This is a genomic window from Streptomyces sp. NPDC051183, from assembly GCF_040682455.1.
Taxonomy (GTDB): domain Bacteria; phylum Actinomycetota; class Actinomycetes; order Streptomycetales; family Streptomycetaceae; genus Streptomyces.
The window spans coordinates 14,587-30,999 of the sequence record NZ_JBFBBA010000006.1 but is presented as its reverse complement, the minus strand read 5'-3'; the positions used below and the strand labels follow the sequence as shown (position 1 = coordinate 30,999).

General features: G+C 71.2%; 11 protein-coding genes. 6 read left to right on the top strand and 5 right to left on the bottom strand.

Annotated features, from left to right (window positions below; all coding sequences use genetic code 11):
- Positions 1–27 precede the first annotated feature (27 nt).
- The 5 genes from AB0M99_RS06935 (at position 28) to AB0M99_RS06915 (ending at position 8,965) form a co-directional block, all read left to right on the top strand.
- Positions 28–2,088 (top strand): thioredoxin domain-containing protein, encoded by a 2,061-nt coding sequence (locus tag AB0M99_RS06935; protein ID WP_365917616.1) that lies wholly within the window; start codon positions 28–30, stop codon positions 2,086–2,088.
- A gap of 231 nt (positions 2,089–2,319) precedes the next feature.
- Positions 2,320–3,624, top strand: coding sequence for a glycosyltransferase (locus AB0M99_RS06930; RefSeq protein WP_365917615.1), 1,305 nt, complete (start codon positions 2,320–2,322; stop codon positions 3,622–3,624).
- A 110-nt stretch (positions 3,625–3,734) separates the two neighbouring features.
- Positions 3,735–5,339 (top strand): phospholipid carrier-dependent glycosyltransferase, encoded by a 1,605-nt coding sequence (locus tag AB0M99_RS06925; protein WP_365917776.1) that lies wholly within the window; start codon positions 3,735–3,737, stop codon positions 5,337–5,339.
- Between the two features lie 6 nt (positions 5,340–5,345).
- Positions 5,346–6,524 (top strand): glycosyltransferase, encoded by a 1,179-nt coding sequence (locus AB0M99_RS06920; RefSeq protein ID WP_365917614.1) that lies wholly within the window; start codon positions 5,346–5,348, stop codon positions 6,522–6,524.
- Positions 6,525–6,547: 23 nt separating this feature from the next.
- Positions 6,548–8,965, top strand: coding sequence for a galactose oxidase-like domain-containing protein (locus AB0M99_RS06915; protein WP_365917613.1), 2,418 nt, complete (start codon positions 6,548–6,550; stop codon positions 8,963–8,965).
- Between the two features lie 72 nt (positions 8,966–9,037).
- Here the strand turns inward: AB0M99_RS06915 and AB0M99_RS06910 are convergent, their stop codons facing one another.
- A complete protein-coding gene (locus AB0M99_RS06910) occupies positions 9,038–9,655 on the bottom strand; it encodes a hemolysin III family protein (RefSeq protein ID WP_365917775.1) in 618 nt (205 codons plus the stop codon).
- A 292-nt stretch (positions 9,656–9,947) separates the two neighbouring features.
- Between AB0M99_RS06910 and AB0M99_RS06905 the strand changes: the two genes are divergently transcribed.
- Complete coding sequence (locus AB0M99_RS06905; protein ID WP_365917612.1) at positions 9,948–11,789, top strand: phosphoenolpyruvate carboxykinase (GTP); 1,842 nt, start codon at positions 9,948–9,950, stop codon at positions 11,787–11,789.
- A gap of 26 nt (positions 11,790–11,815) precedes the next feature.
- Here the strand turns inward: AB0M99_RS06905 and AB0M99_RS06900 are convergent, their stop codons facing one another.
- From AB0M99_RS06900 to AB0M99_RS06885, 4 genes are read right to left on the bottom strand one after another with little or no spacing between them, the layout of a single operon-like run.
- On the bottom strand, positions 11,816–12,478 hold the full coding sequence (locus AB0M99_RS06900) for a hypothetical protein (RefSeq protein ID WP_365917611.1): 663 nt from the start codon (positions 12,476–12,478) through the stop codon (positions 11,816–11,818).
- Positions 12,465–14,096 (bottom strand): substrate-binding and VWA domain-containing protein, encoded by a 1,632-nt coding sequence (locus AB0M99_RS06895; RefSeq protein ID WP_365917610.1) that lies wholly within the window; start codon positions 14,094–14,096, stop codon positions 12,465–12,467. The genes AB0M99_RS06900 and AB0M99_RS06895 overlap by 14 nt, the downstream gene beginning before the upstream one ends.
- Complete coding sequence (locus AB0M99_RS06890) at positions 14,093–15,280, bottom strand: toxic anion resistance protein (protein WP_365917609.1); 1,188 nt, start codon at positions 15,278–15,280, stop codon at positions 14,093–14,095. The genes AB0M99_RS06895 and AB0M99_RS06890 overlap by 4 nt, the downstream gene beginning before the upstream one ends.
- Before the next feature lie 12 nt (positions 15,281–15,292).
- Entirely contained in the window at positions 15,293–16,381 is a 1,089-nt protein-coding gene (locus AB0M99_RS06885) for a hypothetical protein (RefSeq protein ID WP_365917608.1), read from the bottom strand.
- Positions 16,382–16,413 lie beyond the last annotated feature (32 nt).

The window sequence follows — 16,413 nt, the reverse complement described above, 5'->3', positions numbered from 1 at the left end:
GTCAGGCGTTGTGAGAGGCTGGGCCGTATGAACCGGTTGGCTGGTGTGACCTCGCCTTATCTGCTTCAGCACGCTGACAATCCCGTCGACTGGTGGCCCTGGACGCCGGAGGCGTTCGAGGAAGCGCGGCGGCGGAATGTGCCTGTTCTGCTGTCGGTCGGATACTCCGCGTGCCACTGGTGCCACGTCATGGCGCACGAGTCCTTCGAGGACGAGCTGTCCGCCGCGTACATGAACGAGCACTTCGTGAACATCAAGGTGGACCGCGAAGAGCGCCCCGACATCGACGCCGTCTACATGGAGGCCGTCCAGGCGGCCACCGGGCAGGGCGGCTGGCCCATGACGGTCTTCCTGACCCCCGATGCCGAGCCGTTCTACTTCGGGACCTACTTCCCGCCCGAGCCCCGGCACGGGTCGCCCTCCTTCATGCAGGTCCTCGAAGGCGTGCGGACCGCCTGGGTGGGACGCCCCGAGGAGGTCGCCGAGGTGGCGCAGCGGATCGTACGCGACCTCGCGGGCCGGCAGCTGGACTACGGCAAGGCCGGCACCCCGGGGGGCGAGGAGCTCGCGCAGGCGCTGCTCGGCCTGACCCGGGAGTACGACGCCGTGCGGGGCGGGTTCGGCGGCGCGCCGAAGTTCCCGCCGTCCATGGTGCTGGAGTTCCTGCTGCGCCACCACGCCCGGACCGGGTCCGAGGGGGCGTTGCAGATGGCCGCCGACACCTGTGAGGCGATGGCCCGCGGCGGGATCTACGACCAGCTCGGGGGCGGCTTCGCGCGGTACTCGGTGGACCGGGAGTGGATCGTCCCGCACTTCGAGAAGATGCTCTACGACAACGCGCTGCTGTGCCGGGTGTACGCACACCTGTGGCGGGCCACCGGCTCGGACCTCGCGCGGCGGGTGGCGCTGGAGACCGCCGACTTCATGGTGCGGGAACTGCGCACCGGCGAGGGCGGTTTCGCCTCCGCGCTCGATGCCGACAGCGAGGAGCCGCTGAGCGGCAGGCACGTGGAGGGGGCGTACTACGCCTGGACCCCGGCGCAGTTGGCCGAGGTGCTGGGAGAGGGCGACGGGGCGCTGGCCGCCGCGTACTTCGGGGTGACGGACGAGGGGACCTTCGAGCACGGCAAGTCGGTGCTCCAGCTCCCCTCCGACGGGCCCGTCGCCGACGCCGGGCGGATCGAGGAGATCAGGGCGCGGCTGCTGGCCGCGCGCGGTGAGCGCCCGGCGCCCGGCCGGGACGACAAGATCGTGGCCGCCTGGAACGGGCTGGCCATCGCGGCCCTGGCCGAGTGCGGGGCCTTCTTCGAGCGGCCCGACCTCGTGGAGCGGGCCACCGAGGCCGCCGATCTGCTGGTCAGGGTCCACTTCGACGTCTCCGCCGGGCGGGCCCGCCTCGCGCGGACCAGCAAGGACGGCAGGGCCGGGGCCAACGCGGGGGTGCTGGAGGACTACGGCGACGTCGCCGAGGGGTTCCTGACGCTCGCCTCCGTCACCGGCGAGGGGGTCTGGCTGGAGTTCGCCGGGTTCCTCGTGGACCTGGTGCTGGACCTGTTCACCGCCGAGGACGGGTCGCTGTACGACACCGCGCACGACGCGGAGCAGCTGATCCGCCGCCCCCAGGACCCGACCGACACCGCGGCGCCCTCCGGCTGGACCGCAGCCGCGGGCGCGCTGCTCTCGTACGCCGCGCACACCGGCTCGGAGCCGCACCGCACGGCGGCCGAGCGGGCGCTCGGGGTGGTGCAGGCCCTCGGGCCGCGCGCCCCGCGCTTCATCGGGCACGGCCTGGCGGTCGCCGAGGCGCTGCTCGACGGGCCGCGCGAGGTCGCGGTCGTCGGGCATCCGGAGGATCCCGCGTGGGCGGAGCTGCACCGGACCGCGTTGCTGGGGACGGCTCCCGGGGCAGTCGTGGCGGCCGGTCTGCCGGGTGCGGCGGACGGCAGTACGGGGGAGTTCCCCCTTCTGGCCGAGCGCACGTTGGTGCGCGACCTTCCGACGGCGTATGTATGTCGACATTTCGTCTGCGCGCGGCCTACGACCGATCCGGCCGAACTGGCCGAGCAGTTGGGGACGGTTCGCCCCTGAATGAGGCGGAGTACCGTCAATTCCGGTTGCTTGCGCAGGTTTTCAGAAACGTCGTTTTTATCAATGCGGGGTCTGGTCTTCACGTTCGGTATCTAGTCTCATGACTTCCGGTGTCACCGTGACACCGTGACAGCGCACTGGGGGGTGCGCTTCGGGGGAATCGGGGGCGGCGGGCCGGGGGGCCCGCCGTGAGCCCCGGGGGGTTTGACGATCGCCGCCGGGGGTTGCGGCATGTCTACGGGGGATAATGTGTACACCTCTGTGTTCATATCCATCGTTTCGTTTGCGCTCTTCTGGATGGCCGCGTTCACGCTCTGGTGGCAGATGCACGCCTGGCGGACGCCCGAGACGCTCGCGTCCACCCGCTTCGACCGCCCGGACGGCGGCGGCCGGCTGGCCTTCTCGCTGCTCCTGCCCGCCCGCCACGAGCAGGCGGTTCTGGAGCACACCATCGAGCGGCTCCTCGAATCGAGCCACACCGACTACGAGATCATCGTGATCGTCGGCCACGACGACCCCGGGACGGCCGCCGTGGCCGAGCGGGCGGCCGCCCGCGCACCCGGCCTGGTCCGGGTGATCACCGACCACAACGAGACGAAGAACAAGCCCAAGGCCCTCAACACCGCGCTCCCGCACTGCCGGGGCGACATCGTCGGGGTCTTCGACGCCGAGGACCAGGTCCACCCCGAACTGCTCGCCCACGTCGACCACGCCTTCCGCGCCACCGGGGCCGACGTGGTCCAGGGCGGGGTCCAGCTCATCAACTTCCACTCCAGCTGGTACAGCCTGCGCAACTGCCTGGAGTACTTCTTCTGGTTCCGCTCGCGCCTGCACCTGCACGCCGAGAAGGGCTTCATCCCCCTCGGCGGCAACACCGTCTTCGTCCGCACCGACGTCCTGCGCGAGGCCGACGGCTGGGACCAGAACTGCCTCGCCGAGGACTGCGACCTCGGCGTGCGGCTCTCCTCCGTCGGCAAGAAGGTGGTCGTCGCCTACGACTCCGACATGGTCACCCGCGAGGAGACGCCGGGCTCGCTGGTGAGCCTGCTCAAGCAGCGCACCCGCTGGAACCAGGGCTTCCTCCAGGTCTACCGCAAGAAGGACTGGCAGCAACTGCCCGGCCGGGGCCAGCGCTGGCTCGCCCGCTACACGCTGATGACGCCGTTCATGCAGGCCGCCTCCGGCGTGATCATCCCGCTGAACTTCGCCATCGCGCTCTTCCTCGACGTGCCCGTCGGCATCGCGATCATCACCTTCCTCCCCATGATCACGGCGTTGGTGACCTTCGTGTTCGAGATCGTCGGCCTGCACGACTTCGGCCGCCAGTACGGCCTGCGCGTGCGCTTCGTGCACTACCTCAAGCTCGTCGTGGGCGGCCCGTTCTACCAGGTGATGCTGGCGGGCGCCGCGATCCGCGCGGTCTGGCGCGAGCAGCGCGGCCGCAACGAGTGGGAGCTCACCAGCCACACCGGCGCCCACCTGACGCCGAGCGCCGGCGCCACCCCGACTGCGATCCGAGAGGACGTCAACCAGTGACCGCCACCCTGCCCACGGCCACTGATCCCCAGTCCGCCACCGAGACCGCCACCGCCACCGAGACCGCCACCCAGACCGCCACCGCCACCGAGACCGCCACCGCCCCCGCCATCGAGGCGGCGCCCCGCGTCCCCGCCCGACCGCTCGTCCGCTTCCGCTCCTCCCGCCCCGACCTGCTCCTGTGCGGGGTCCTGCTCCTGGTGATCCTCCTCGTGCAGGGCTGGAACATCACCAACTTCCCCACCCTCAGCGACGACGAGGGCACCTACCTCGCCCAGGGCTGGGCCGTCCAGCAGGGCCGCGGCCTCGCCCACTACACGTACTGGTACGACCATCCGCCCCTCGGCTGGATACAGATCGCGGGCCTCACCTACCTGCCGTCCCTCTTCGTACCGGACTCGATGACCGTCGCGCCGATGCGGTTCTCGATGCTCGCCGTCTCCGCCGCCAGCGCGGTCCTGATGTACGTCCTGGCGCGCCGGCTCTGGCTGCCGCGCTGGGCGGCCGGCCTCGCGATGGGCCTGTTCGGGCTGTCCCCGCTCTCCGTCGTGCTCCAGCGGGAGATCTTCCTCGACAACCTCGCCGTGATGTGGATGCTGCTGGCCTTCTGCCTCGCCGCGTCCCCCAGCCGCCACCTCTGGCACCACTTCGGAGCCGGGCTGGCGGCCGCCACCGCGGTCCTGACCAAGGAAACGATGCTGGTGGTGCTGCCGGCGCTGCTGGTGACGATGTGGCGCCACAGCCACCGCGACACCCGGAAGTTCGCCGTCACCGGCGCCATCACCGCCTGCACGCTCATCGGACTGTCGTACCCGCTCTACGCCCTGCTCAACGGCGAGCTGCTGCCCGGCTCCGGGCACGTCTCCCTCATCGACGGCATCACCTACCAGATGGGCCGCGCCGGCTCCGGATTCATCCTCGACCCCGGCTCCGGCTCGCACGGCGTGTTCCGGTCCTGGCTGTACTACGACACCGTCCTCCCGCTCGGCGGACTGGCCGGCGCGGTGCTGCTGCTGGCCACCACCAGGTGGTCGGTGACCGCCCGGGCGCTGGCCGGGCCCGCGCTCGCCGCCGTCATCCTCGCGCTCGTCGCGATGCGGCCCTCCGGCTACCTGCCCGCGATGTACGTGATCCAGGCGCTGCCGTTCCTGGCGCTGGTCCTCGCCGGGGGCGCGGCCAGCGTCACGCACGCCGTGCTGCGCCGCCGCCGCCGCACGCCCGGGGAGCGCAGGCGGACGGTGTACGCGCGCCGGGTGCTGGTCGGCGCACTCGCCGCCGCGGCCGCCCTGTACGTACTGCCGCGCTGGTACGAGGGCAACCGCACCGCCCTCACGGTCGACGCGAACGCCCCGTACCGGCAGGCCGCGGCCTGGCTCGGCCGCGAGGTCACCGACCCCGCGAGCACCCGGGTCCTGGTCGACGACGCGCTCTGGCTGGACGCCGTCCACCACGGCTTCGAGCCGGGGCTCGGCGCCATCTGGTTCTACAAGGCCGACCTCGACCCCGCCGTCACCAGGACCATGCCGCGCGGGTGGCAGGACATCGACTACGTCGTCTCCTCGCCCACCGTGCGCCGCGACGCCGCGCAGCTGCCCAACGTCAAGGCGGCGCTGGAGCATTCGACCGCCGTGGCCGTCTTCGGCTCGGGCGAGGACCGCATCGAGATCCGCCGCATCGAGATCCGCCGCACCGACGTCCCGCAGAGCGGGAGCTGAGCCGGCATGAGCGAGGACCTGTGGACCCCGCACGCCCTGGGCGATCCGGAGCTGAGCCCTCCGCACACCTCCGCGCCCGGCAGCGTCACCCTCATCATCCCGACCTTCAACGAGGCGGGGAACATCCGCGAGCTGCTGGCGCGACTCGGCGCGGCCCTGCCCGCGCACCTGCCCTGCGAGGTGCTCTTCGTGGACGACTCCACGGACGACACCCCGGCCGTCATCGAGAAGGCCGCCCGGGAGTGCGCCTTCCCGGTGTCCGTCCTGCACCGCGAGAGCGCCGGGGGCGGGCTCGGGGGAGCCGTCGTCGAGGGCCTCGGGCGCGCGGCCACCGACTGGATCGTCGTCATGGACGCCGACCTCCAGCACCCGCCCCACCTGGTCCCCGAGCTGGTCGGCGAGGGCGAGCGCACCGGCGCCGACCTCGTCGTCGCCTCCCGCTACATCGCCGGCGGCAGCCGGGCCGGACTCGCGGGCAGCTACCGGATCGCCGTCTCGCGCGGCGCGACCTGGCTCACCAAGGGGCTCTTCCCGCGCGCCCTGCGCGGGATCAGCGACCCGATGAGCGGCTTCTTCGCGATCCGCCGGGCGGCCGTGACCGCCGAGGCGCTGCGGCCCCTCGGCTACAAGATCCTGCTGGAGCTGGCCGTCCGCTGCCGGCCCGCCGAGGTCGCCGAAGTGCCGTTCGTCTTCCAGGACCGGTACTCCGGCGAGTCCAAGTCCACCGCCCGCGAGGGCATGCGCTTCCTGGCCCACCTCGCCGCGCTGCGCTCGGCGAGCACCCCGGCCCGGATGATCGGCTTCGGGCTGATCGGCCTCTCCGGCTTCGTCCCCAACCTCCTCGCGCTGTGGGCGCTGACCCGCGCCGGGATGAACTACCTCGCCGCCGAGGTCGTCGCCAACCAGGCCGGCGTGCTGTGGAACTTCCTCCTCATCGAGACCCTGCTGTTCCGCGACCGCCGCCACCACCGGCGCCGGGCGGACCGGGTCGGGCGCTTCGCGCTGCTCGCCAACGCCGACCTCCTGCTGCGCATCCCGCTGATCGCGGTGTTCGTGGCCAGGCTCGGCATGGCCGTGCTGCCCGCGACCGCCCTCGCGCTGGTCACCACCTTCGTCCTGCGCTTCGCCGCGACGGAGGCGCTCGTCTACCTCCCGCGCAGGGCAGTCCGTACCAACAGGAGTTGAGCCGCACCGAAGGGAATCCCTCCATGCCACTGAAGATCCGGCGCCGGACCGGGCGGCGGGCCGCCCTGCTGGCCGTCGGGGCGATGACCGCGGGCCTGCTGCTGACCGCACCGCAGCAGGCCACGGCCGGACCGCCCAACCTGCTCACCAATCCCGGATTCGAGACCGCCGGTGCGCCCGGCGCCGACATGCCGTCCTGCTGGACGAAGTCCGGCTGGGGCGACAACGACTTCTCCTTCGCCACCGTCGCCGACGCACACGGCGGCACCAAGGCCATGCAGGTCTCGCTCACCCGCCGCGTGAACGGCGACCGCAAGGCCCTGGTCACCGAGAACGCCACCTGCGCGCCGACCGTGGTGCCGGGCAAGCAGTACGACCTGTCCGCCTGGTACAAGTCGAACACCCCGGACGTGTCGGTGACGGTCTTCCGGCACGACACCACGACGGGCTGGCAGTACTGGACCGACCTGCAGAACCCGCCCGTCAGCGCGGGCTGGGCGCGTACGGAGGTCCGTACGCCAGCCGTACCGCCCGGCACCGACAAGATCACCTGGGGGCTCTCGGTCTACGGGGTCGGCACCCTCACCACCGACGACTACGCGCTGGAGGAGGTGGGCGCCGTACCGCCGCAGCCCGTGTGCACCGGGACCCCGGAGCAGTGCGCGAAGGGCAAGTGGGAGGTGATCCCGGCCAAGAACCCGGTCCGCTCGATGCACGCGGTGGTGCTGAAGAACGGCAAGGTGCTCCTGATCGCGGGCTCCGGCAACGACATCGACCAGTTCAACGCGGGCACCTTCACCTCGGCCGTGTACGACCCGGCGAACGGGTCCTTCAAGACGGTCCCGACACCGGTGGACATGTTCTGCTCGGGCCACGTGCAGCTGTCCGACGGCCGGGTGCTGGTGATGAGCGGGAACAAGGGGTACCCGTCCGCCGACGGCAAGATCGGCTACCAGGGGCTGAAGGACAGTTACGTCTTCGACCCGGCGACCGAGAAGTACACGAAGACCAACGACATGAACGGCGGGCACTGGTACCCGTCCGCAACGGTCCTCGGCAACGGCGACGTGATCTCCTTCGGCGGCCTGAAGGAGGACTCGACGGGCAACGTGACCGCGGAGAAGTTCTCGGCGGCGCAGGGCAAGTGGCTGCCGATGAACGAGGTCAACCAGACCTGGTCGTACTGGGGCCTGTACCCGTCGATGATCCTGATGCAGGACGGGCGGCTCTTCTACTCGGGCAGCCACACCTTCGGCAACGGCACCCAGGGCAGCGGCGCGTCGGTCTACGACTACGCCGCCAACACCATCACGGACGTGCCCGGGCTCAGGAAGAAGGACGAGCGCGACGAGTCGGCGAGCGTGCTGCTGCCCCCGGCGCAGGACCAGCGGGTGCTGACGATCGGCGGCGGCAACAACGAGTCCAACCCGGCGGCGAACCGGATCACCGACATCATCGACCTGAAGAAGCCGAGCCCCGCCTACACGGCCGGCCCGGACCTCCCGCAGGGCCTCGTCGACACCGGCACGGGCAAGCGGCCGCAGACCGGAGCCGAGGGGAAGATGTACGTGTCGGCCGTGCTGCTGCCGGACGGCAAGGTCCTGGAGACCGGCGGCGGGCTGCACGACCGGGCCGACCCGGTCTACGAGGCCTCGTTCTTCGACCCGGTGACCAACACCTACCAGTCGGGCCTGGCCGCCGACCCGATCCCGCGCACGTACCACTCGGCGTCGTTCCTGATGCCGGACGGCCGCGTCATGTCGGTCGGCGACAACCCGGGCAACGGCACGTACAACCACAACGTGTCGCTCTATAGCCCGCCGTACCTCTTCAAGGGCGCCCGCCCGCAGATCACTTCGGTGATCGACACGCAGTGGGTGTACGGGGACACGCAGCGGATCACCGTGGACCGGCCGGTCGCCAAGGCCGAGCTGATCCGCCCGGCGGCGGTCACCCACTCCTCGGACCCCAACCAGCGGTTCGTGGACCTGCCGATGACCGTCGTCAACGGCACCACCATCGACCTGGGCGTCACCAGCAACCCCAACCTGGCGCCGCCCGGCTGGTACATGCTCTTCGCGGTCGACGCGAACGGCGTCCCCTCGATCGCGCAGTGGGTGCACGTGGGCGGGGCTCCGGCCCTGGCCGCCGCGCAGGAGCAGCCCTCGGCGCACCAGCACACCTTCGCGGACAAGCTGGGTCCGGCGAAGGAGAACCCGGCAGCGCGGGCCTCGGTCCCGGTCGCGCCCGGCGTGGCCGGCTGCGACCGGCACTACGGGACGGTCAACCTCTGCGTGCCGACCCGCTTCCCGGCGGAGGTGAAGGAGACGACCAGGGCCCGCTGCGACTGGCTGGCCTCGCACAAGTACCCGGCCCGCATGAAGGTCAACGGCAGCGACCCGCTGCGCCTGGACCACGACCGCGACGGGTACGCCTGCTGACCGCTCCGGCTCCCCGGCGGCCGTCCTCCGGGCGGCCGCCGGGGGCACGGCTGACGCCGCCGGCTGACGCGGCTAGTGCGAGTACGCGGCCAGCGAGATGCCGACGTAGTGGGCCACGAAGGCCGCCAGCGTCAGTGAGTGGAAGACCTCGTGGAAGCCGAAGAAGCGCGGGGAGGGGTTGGGGCGCTTCATTCCGTAGATGACCCCTCCCACGCTGTACAGCAGCCCGCCGACGATCACCAGGACCAGGACGGCGATGCCGCCGGTGCGCATGAAGTCGGGCAGGAAGAAGACGGCCGCCCAGCCCATGGCGATGTAGCAGGGCGTGTACAGCCAGCGCGGGGCGCCGACCCAGAAGACGCGGAAGGCGATGCCGGCGGCGGCCGCGATCCACACCGCCCACAGCAGGGTCCGCCCGGTGGAGGGCGGCAGCAGCAGGACGGTCAGCGGTGTGTACGTGCCCGCGATGATCAGGAAGATGTTGGCGTGGTCGAGCCGCCGCAGGATGGCCTCGCCGCGCGGGCCCCAGGTGCCCCGGTGGTAGACCGCGCTGACGCCGAACAGCAGGCAGGCCGTGAGGACGTAGACCCCGCAGGCCACGCGCGCCCGGGTCGAGTCGGTGAAGGCCATCAGTACCAGGCCCGCGATCACCACGGCGGGGAACATTCCGGTGTGCAGCCAGCCGCGCATCAGCGGCTTGGCCTCGGGTTCCGCCGCACCCGGCACAACCGGTGCGGCCACGGCAGCGGCGTCAGAAGTCATGCCGACCATGCTACCTACGGGTCCGTAGGTTTCCGTTAGTGCGCTTTACGGAAGATTGACCGGAGTGGCGATGCTCACGTGAGAGGCCCCCTGGACATATGCGCACACGCACCGGATGATCAGATGAGTGCGGTCGACACCGGATGAGCGGAGCGCGAAGCATCCGGGTCGCAGCCCCCACGGGGCCAACACCAAACAAACCCCTCAACAAGGAGCAATCGTGGCGCGCGACAACGCGGCTCCCACTTCCGGTACGACTCGTCCCACCGAGCACGCAGGGCTCATCTCGTGGGTCGAAGAGATCGCAGCGATCACCGAGCCCGACCGGATCGTCTGGTGCGACGGCACCGAGGCCGAGTACGAGGCCCTCTGCGAGGAGCTCGTCGCCAAGGGCACGTTCAAGAAGCTCGACGAGACCAAGCGCCCGAACTCGTACTACGCCGCCTCCGACCCGTCCGACGTCGCGCGCGTCGAGGACCGGACCTTCATCTGCTCCGAGAAGGAAGAGGACGCGGGCCCGACCAACCACTGGAAGGCCCCGGCGGAGATGAAGGACCTCTTCTCCGGTGAGAAGGGCATCTTCCGCGGCTCCATGAAGGGCCGGACGATGTACGTCGTCCCGTTCTGCATGGGCCCCCTGGGCTCGGAGCTCTCCGCCATCGGCGTCGAGATCACCGACTCCGCCTACGTCGCCGTCGCCATGCGCACCATGACCCGCATGGGCAAGCCCGTCCTCGACGAGCTCGGCACCGACGGGTTCTTCGTCAAGGCCGTCCACACCCTCGGCGCACCGCTCGCCGAGGGCCAGGCCGACGTCCCGTGGCCCTGCAACACCACCAAGTACATCTCGCACTTCCCCGAGACCCGCGAGATCTGGTCCTACGGCTCGGGCTACGGCGGCAACGCCCTGCTCGGCAAGAAGTGCTACGCCCTGCGCATCGCGTCCGTCATGGCCCGCGACGAGGGCTGGCTCGCCGAGCACATGCTGATCCTCAAGCTCACCCCGCCGGCCGGCGAGGGCGAGGCGAAGTACATCGCCGCCGCCTTCCCCTCAGCCTGCGGCAAGACGAACCTCGCCATGCTGGAGCCCACGATCCCCGGCTGGACCGTCGAGACCGTCGGTGACGACATCGCCTGGATGCGCTTCGGCGAGGACGGCCGCCTGTACGCGATCAACCCCGAGGCCGGCTTCTTCGGCGTCGCCCCCGGCACCGGCGAGCACACCAACGCCAACGCCATGAAGACGATGTACGCCAACACCGTCTTCACCAACGTCGCGCTCACCCCGGACGGCTCCGACGTCTGGTGGGAGGGCATGACCGAAGAGGCGCCCGCGCACCTCATCGACTGGAAGGGCAACGCCTGGACCCCGGAGTCCGAGACCCCGGCGGCCCACCCCAACGCCCGCTTCGCCGTCCCGGCCTCCCAGTGCCCGACGATCGCCCCCGAGTGGGAGGACCCCAAGGGCGTCCCGGTCTCCGCGATCCTCTTCGGCGGCCGCCGCGCCTCCGCCGTGCCGCTGGTCACCGAGTCCTTCGACTGGAACCACGGCGTCTTCATCGGCTCGAACATCGCCTCCGAGAAGACCGCCGCCGCCGAGGGCAAGGTCGGCGAGCTGCGCCGCGACCCCTTCGCCATGCTGCCGTTCTGCGGCTACAACATGGGCGACTACATGGCCCACTGGGTCAAGGTCGCGGCCGACAAGGACCAGGCCAAGCTCCCGAAGATCTACTACGTGAACTGGTTCCGCAAGAACGACGCGGGCAAGTTCGTGTGGCCCGGCTTCGGCGAGAACAGCCGCGTCCTGAAGTGGATCGTCGAGCGCCTCGAAGGCACCGCCGAGGGCGTCGAGACCCCCATCGGCGTCCTGCCGACCGTGGCCTCCCTCGACACCGACGGCCTGGACATCCCGGCCGAGGACCTCGACTTCCTCCTCACGGTCGACAAGGAGGTCTGGCGCGAGGAGGCCGCCCTGGTCCCCGGACACCTGAACACCTACGGCGACCACACCCCCAAGGAGCTGTGGGACCAGTACCACGCGCTCGTCGAGCGCCTGGGCTGAACCCCGGCCACCCCAGCCACGGCCGACTAGTCCCCGGCCGTTAGACGCGGGAGTCCCCGACCGGATTCCCCACGACCTTCCAAATAGGTCGTGTGCGTCTGCTGACGGCGGGCCTCCGCATCGCGGAGGTCCGCCGTCATGCGTTCCGCCTCCTCGTGCAGCACCGACAGCTGCCGCTCCAGGTGCCGCTCCGGCGACTCGCCGCCCGCCGTGAACCGCGTCCACCAGCGGGTCCGGTCGTACGTGTGCACGCACTCCGGTACGTCCTGCGCGATGGCCCGCGACAGCGCGTGCACCGCCTCCGGGTGGGTGGCCAGCGCGTCGGCCACCCACCCCGGCTCCAGCAGCGCCCCGTACAGCTCCAGCAGCCCGGCGAGCGGGCCCGCGGCGGCAGCGGGCAGGTCCACCTCGGCCACGTACTCCCGCAGCCGCTCGAACTGCCCGCGGATCGCGTCCAGTTGCCGCCCCGGCTCCGGGGGCGGCGGCGGGACCCGCTCCGGCGGGGCGATCAGCGCGCCCGCGCCGTACAGCCCCGCGACCACCACCGGCCAGTACGTGCCCGCCACCCCCGTGACGGTCAGGCCCAGGCCGGCCACGCCGCACGCGCAGCCCGCCAGGTTCTTCTTCGACTCCAGGTAGCCGAGCACCCGGGCGCCCGCACCGGGCCTGCTGTGCCTACTGGTAGCCACGGATCTCCTCGAAGGCCCCGTTCAGGGAGCGGTCGTCACCGCCCGTCGCGTCGAAGAGCCGCCCGCCGGTGAGTTCGGTGATGTGCGTGAGCTCCTTGCGGTCCGAGTCCCCGAAGAGCACCGCGAAGACCGGCGTGCGCTTCTGGTCCTCGGGCAGGCCGGCGTAGAAGGAGTCGAAGTGCTTGGCCCCGACGCCCTCGGTGTTCTGGCCGTCCGTCATCAGCACGATCGAGGTGAACGCGTCCCCGCCGCCCTTGCCCAGGTGCTGGTAGGCCGCCTCCAGGCTGCTGTAGACCGCCGTACCCCCCTCCGGCGACAGCGACTTCACGTCCCCGCGGATCGCGTCCAGGGCGGGCCCGGGGTTCCCCGGCTCGACGACGTGCGTCAGCACCTTCTTCACCTTGCCGCCGAAGGGGAGCAGCGTCACCTCCTCGCGGTCACGGAAACGCTGCCCGGTCCCCGAGCCGCCCGTCCCCGTCAGCTCGGTGAGCGCCGACTTCAGCCGCCCGATCCGGTCCTGCTCGGACATCGAGCCCGAGGTGTCCAGGACGTACACGGTGCGCGAGGGCCGGCGCAGCTCGTTCTCGTAGCTGGACAGCAGCCCGTCCGCGACCGAGCGGGTGCCCGGGAAGGGCAGCTCGCGCCGCTTGTCGGCGTTCAGCCCGGCCGCCGGGGCGACCCCGGGGGCCACCGGCCGGCGGAAGGTCCGCTCGGTGATCGACTTCTGGGCCTCGGCGCCGCGCAGGTAGTCGGTCAGCGCCCGGCCCGACTCGCGGGCCCCGGCCGGGGCCGAGGTCAGCAGCGTCAGCGGGTAGTGGGCCGTGACCACGCCGTCGAGCGGCCGGATGACCGTCAGGTCCGTCTTCGAGTCCCGGTTCATGGAGAGCAGTACGGACTCGTAGTTCACGAGCGCGTCCACATCCCCGCGCTTCGCGTACGCCGTCGCCAGCCAGCCCGAGGAGCCGGAGGTCAGCTTCTGCCCCGTGAAGAACTGCTTCAGCCGCGGCTGCGCGCCCTTCACGTCCGCCTCGGTCAGCGCGGCCTGCGCGCCGGACAGCCCCGAGGCCACCGATACGAGCGCGGAGAAGCCGGAGTTGGAGCGCACCGGGTCGGTCATGCCGTAGCTGAGCTTCCCGGCGGCGACGGCCTCGTGGACCGCCGACCAGGTGACCTCCTCGGGCTTCCACCCGAGCCGCGCCAGCGCCTGCGGCTTCACGCCGAGCGCGACGGGCGAGGACATCACCGGGGACTCGCTGGAGAGCTTCCCGGCGGCCTCGGGGCGCAGGCGCAGGTAGTCGTTGGAGGAGAGCCAGATGGCGTCGTACTGGCCGTCGGCCTTGCCCGAGGCGATCTGCTCGACGGCGTCGAGGGTGCCGGACGAGGTGAGCTTCACGCTGACCCCGGTGGCCTTCCTGGCCTGGTCCAGCACCGGCTGCATGTCGGCGAGTTCGCTGGAGGCCAGCACCCGCAGCGTGCCCTCCTTGTACGCGGTCTGCTTCGGCTCGGCCGGCTTGTCGGGGGAGGGGGAGGTGCAGCCCGCCGCGGCGAGCGCGGCGAGCGCGGCGGCACAGGCCACCGCGGCCAGGCGGGTCCGGGCGGAGCCCGTGGTCGCCCTCACCGGGCACCGCCCTCAAGCGCACCGGCGGTCCGCGTCCGCGCGAGATAGGCCGAGGCGCTCCGGAGCTCACCGGTCAGGGACTCCACGGTGGCCGCCATGTTCTCGGTGGCCTGCACCTTGAAGGTGTCGATCGCGTCCAGCGTCTTGTAGATCTGTGCGAACGCCGCCCGCAGGGTCTCCGCGCCCACGGCCGGATCCGCGGCGATCCGCTGGATCTCACCGCTCTGCGTGGACAGCATCTCCGCATTGCCGCGGATCAGGTCCTCGGTCGTGCCCTTCAGCGCGTTGACCTGCTCGACCACCTTGCGCTGGCTGTCGAGCGCGGAGGCCAGCATCACGGCGATCCGCAGCGCGGAGACGGTGGTGGTGGCGGCCCGGTCGACGCCCTTGATCAGCTCGTCGTTGTTGCGCCGCACCACGTCCATCGCCAGGTAGCCCTGCGCGCAGACGGCCAGCTGGGTCAGCAGGTCCTGGTGCTTCTGCCGGACGGGGAAGAGCACGTCGGCCCGCATGGCGTCGGCCCGCTGCGGGTCCGAGTGCCCGGTCTCGGCGATGCGCTGCTCGACGGCCGCGTCGAGGGCCTCGGTGAGGACCGCGTACTCCTGGAGCTTGCCCATGGTCTCCCACAGGCGCGCCCGCTCGGTGTGCAGGGCGGCGTTGTCGCGGCGCAGCTCGTCCTGACCGCCGCGCAGGGCGCCGACGATCTTGTCGAGGGTGGCCTGCGAGGAGGCGTACTTGGCCACGTGGTCGCGGAACCTGTTGCCCCCGGGCAGCTTCGCGAGGAGCTTGCGGGCGCCCTTGGCGGGCGTGTCGCGCGGGTCGAGGTCCTCGACCGTGCGCCGCAGTTCGACGAGCGATCCGGCGACGCGGGCCTGGGCGTCGCCGCCGCCGTCCGCGCCGAGGGAGCGTACGGCGCGCTCCAGCATCCGGTTGGACTGCTGGGCGGAGCTGCGGATGTCGGCCGAGCCGAGCGCGGCGATCTCGCCGATGCGGGTGGCGAACTCGGGGGAGCGGCTGTCGATCCCGGCGAGCGAGCCGACGTACTCCCCGGCCCGGCGGGCCATCTCCTCGTGCACCCCGTCCTGGAGCGGTACGAGGCCGGAGGCCTGCTCCCGCTTGACGGGGGCGACGGGCCCGGGAGCGGTGAGGACGAGCGGACCGTCCTCGGGCGGTGTCAGTGTCATCTGTGGTGTCCCCTAGCCCTTGGCGCGCGCGGCGAGCGCCATCAGGATCTTGACGGTGGGTGCTCCGACCTGGCGGATGCCGGTCAGACCGGGGTTGAGGTACGCGGCGTGCGGGGCGGTCGCGGCGGTGAACTCGGCCAGGCCCTCCTGCGGGCGGAAGCCGTGGCGGACGGCCAGCTCGCGCAGTCTGGGGTCGGTGGCGAGCAGCGAGCCGAGCTCCCTGGCCCTGTCGCTGATCGGTACGAAGGTGTGCGGGGAGTTGACGGTGGTGTCCGGGTAGAGCACCACCATGTTGTCGGCGGTCCCCGCTCCCTGCTTCTGCTGGAGCATGGCCGCCACCTGGGACTCGTAGGCCAGGATGAGCGGTTCGCCGCTGCCGCTGATGAAGGACCGGAAGGGGTCGTCGGTGCTCTGCTCCAGGGAGCCCTGCACGGAGATCAGCTTGCGCATCAGGGGAGCGGTGCGCTCGATGCCGGGATCGTCCTCGACGACGCTGAGGTTGTTGGCGACGTTGGAGGTCGCGGCGAGGAAGAGCGCGCCGGAGTTGGAGGTGGCCGGGTCGGTGGTCTTGATGAACACCTTGCCGATCAGCTCGGGGTAGGCGGAGGTGCCGCCTTGCAGGGCCTGCCAGGTGCGGCCCTCGTCGGCGGCCTTGAGGTAGGGGCCGAGGAGGAGCGTGCCGGAGCTCTTGCCGGTCATCTTCACGAGGTTGTGGTCGGAGAGGACCTTGGCCGCGTTGGAGCGGGCGATGACGACGAGCGGGGAGAAGAAGGGCTTGGTGTTCTGAGCGCCCTTCAGGCCGGCCGCCGCCTCGATCTCCTTGGCGGGTTCACTGCTGCTGGGGAAGGCGAAGTCGAACTCCTTGAGGGCGAGTTGGTCCATCGCCCAGGAGCCGGAGGTCTCCGTCTTCACGGTGTAGCCCTTGTCGGCAAGGGCCTTGACGACGTCCCGGTCGCGGAAGAATTCGGACTTCTCCGATCCGATGACGCCTCGCACGGTCTTCGTTGCCGTGCCTTCCTGCTTGTTCCCCCCGATGGCGATGACGGCTGCGACGCCGCCGATCAGGAGGACCGCCAGGGCGATTCCCAATATGCGTCTCACGGGTGCAGCGTGCTCGCGGAAACCCACATTCC

What these genes read in the sequence shown, in the direction of transcription:
- AB0M99_RS06915 (WP_365917613.1), top strand. Translation starts at nt 6,548, where the DNA reads ATGCCACTGAAGATCCGGCGCCGGACCGGGCGGCGGGCCGCCCTGCTG.
- AB0M99_RS06930 (WP_365917615.1), top strand. Translation starts at nt 2,320, where the DNA reads ATGTCTACGGGGGATAATGTGTACACCTCTGTGTTCATATCCATCGTT.
- AB0M99_RS06920 (WP_365917614.1), top strand. Translation starts at nt 5,346, where the DNA reads ATGAGCGAGGACCTGTGGACCCCGCACGCCCTGGGCGATCCGGAGCTG.
- AB0M99_RS06910 (WP_365917775.1), bottom strand. Translation starts at nt 9,655, where the DNA reads ATGCGCGGCTGGCTGCACACCGGAATGTTCCCCGCCGTGGTGATCGCG.
- AB0M99_RS06935 (WP_365917616.1), top strand. Translation starts at nt 28, where the DNA reads ATGAACCGGTTGGCTGGTGTGACCTCGCCTTATCTGCTTCAGCACGCT.
- AB0M99_RS06890 (WP_365917609.1), bottom strand. Translation starts at nt 15,280, where the DNA reads ATGACACTGACACCGCCCGAGGACGGTCCGCTCGTCCTCACCGCTCCC.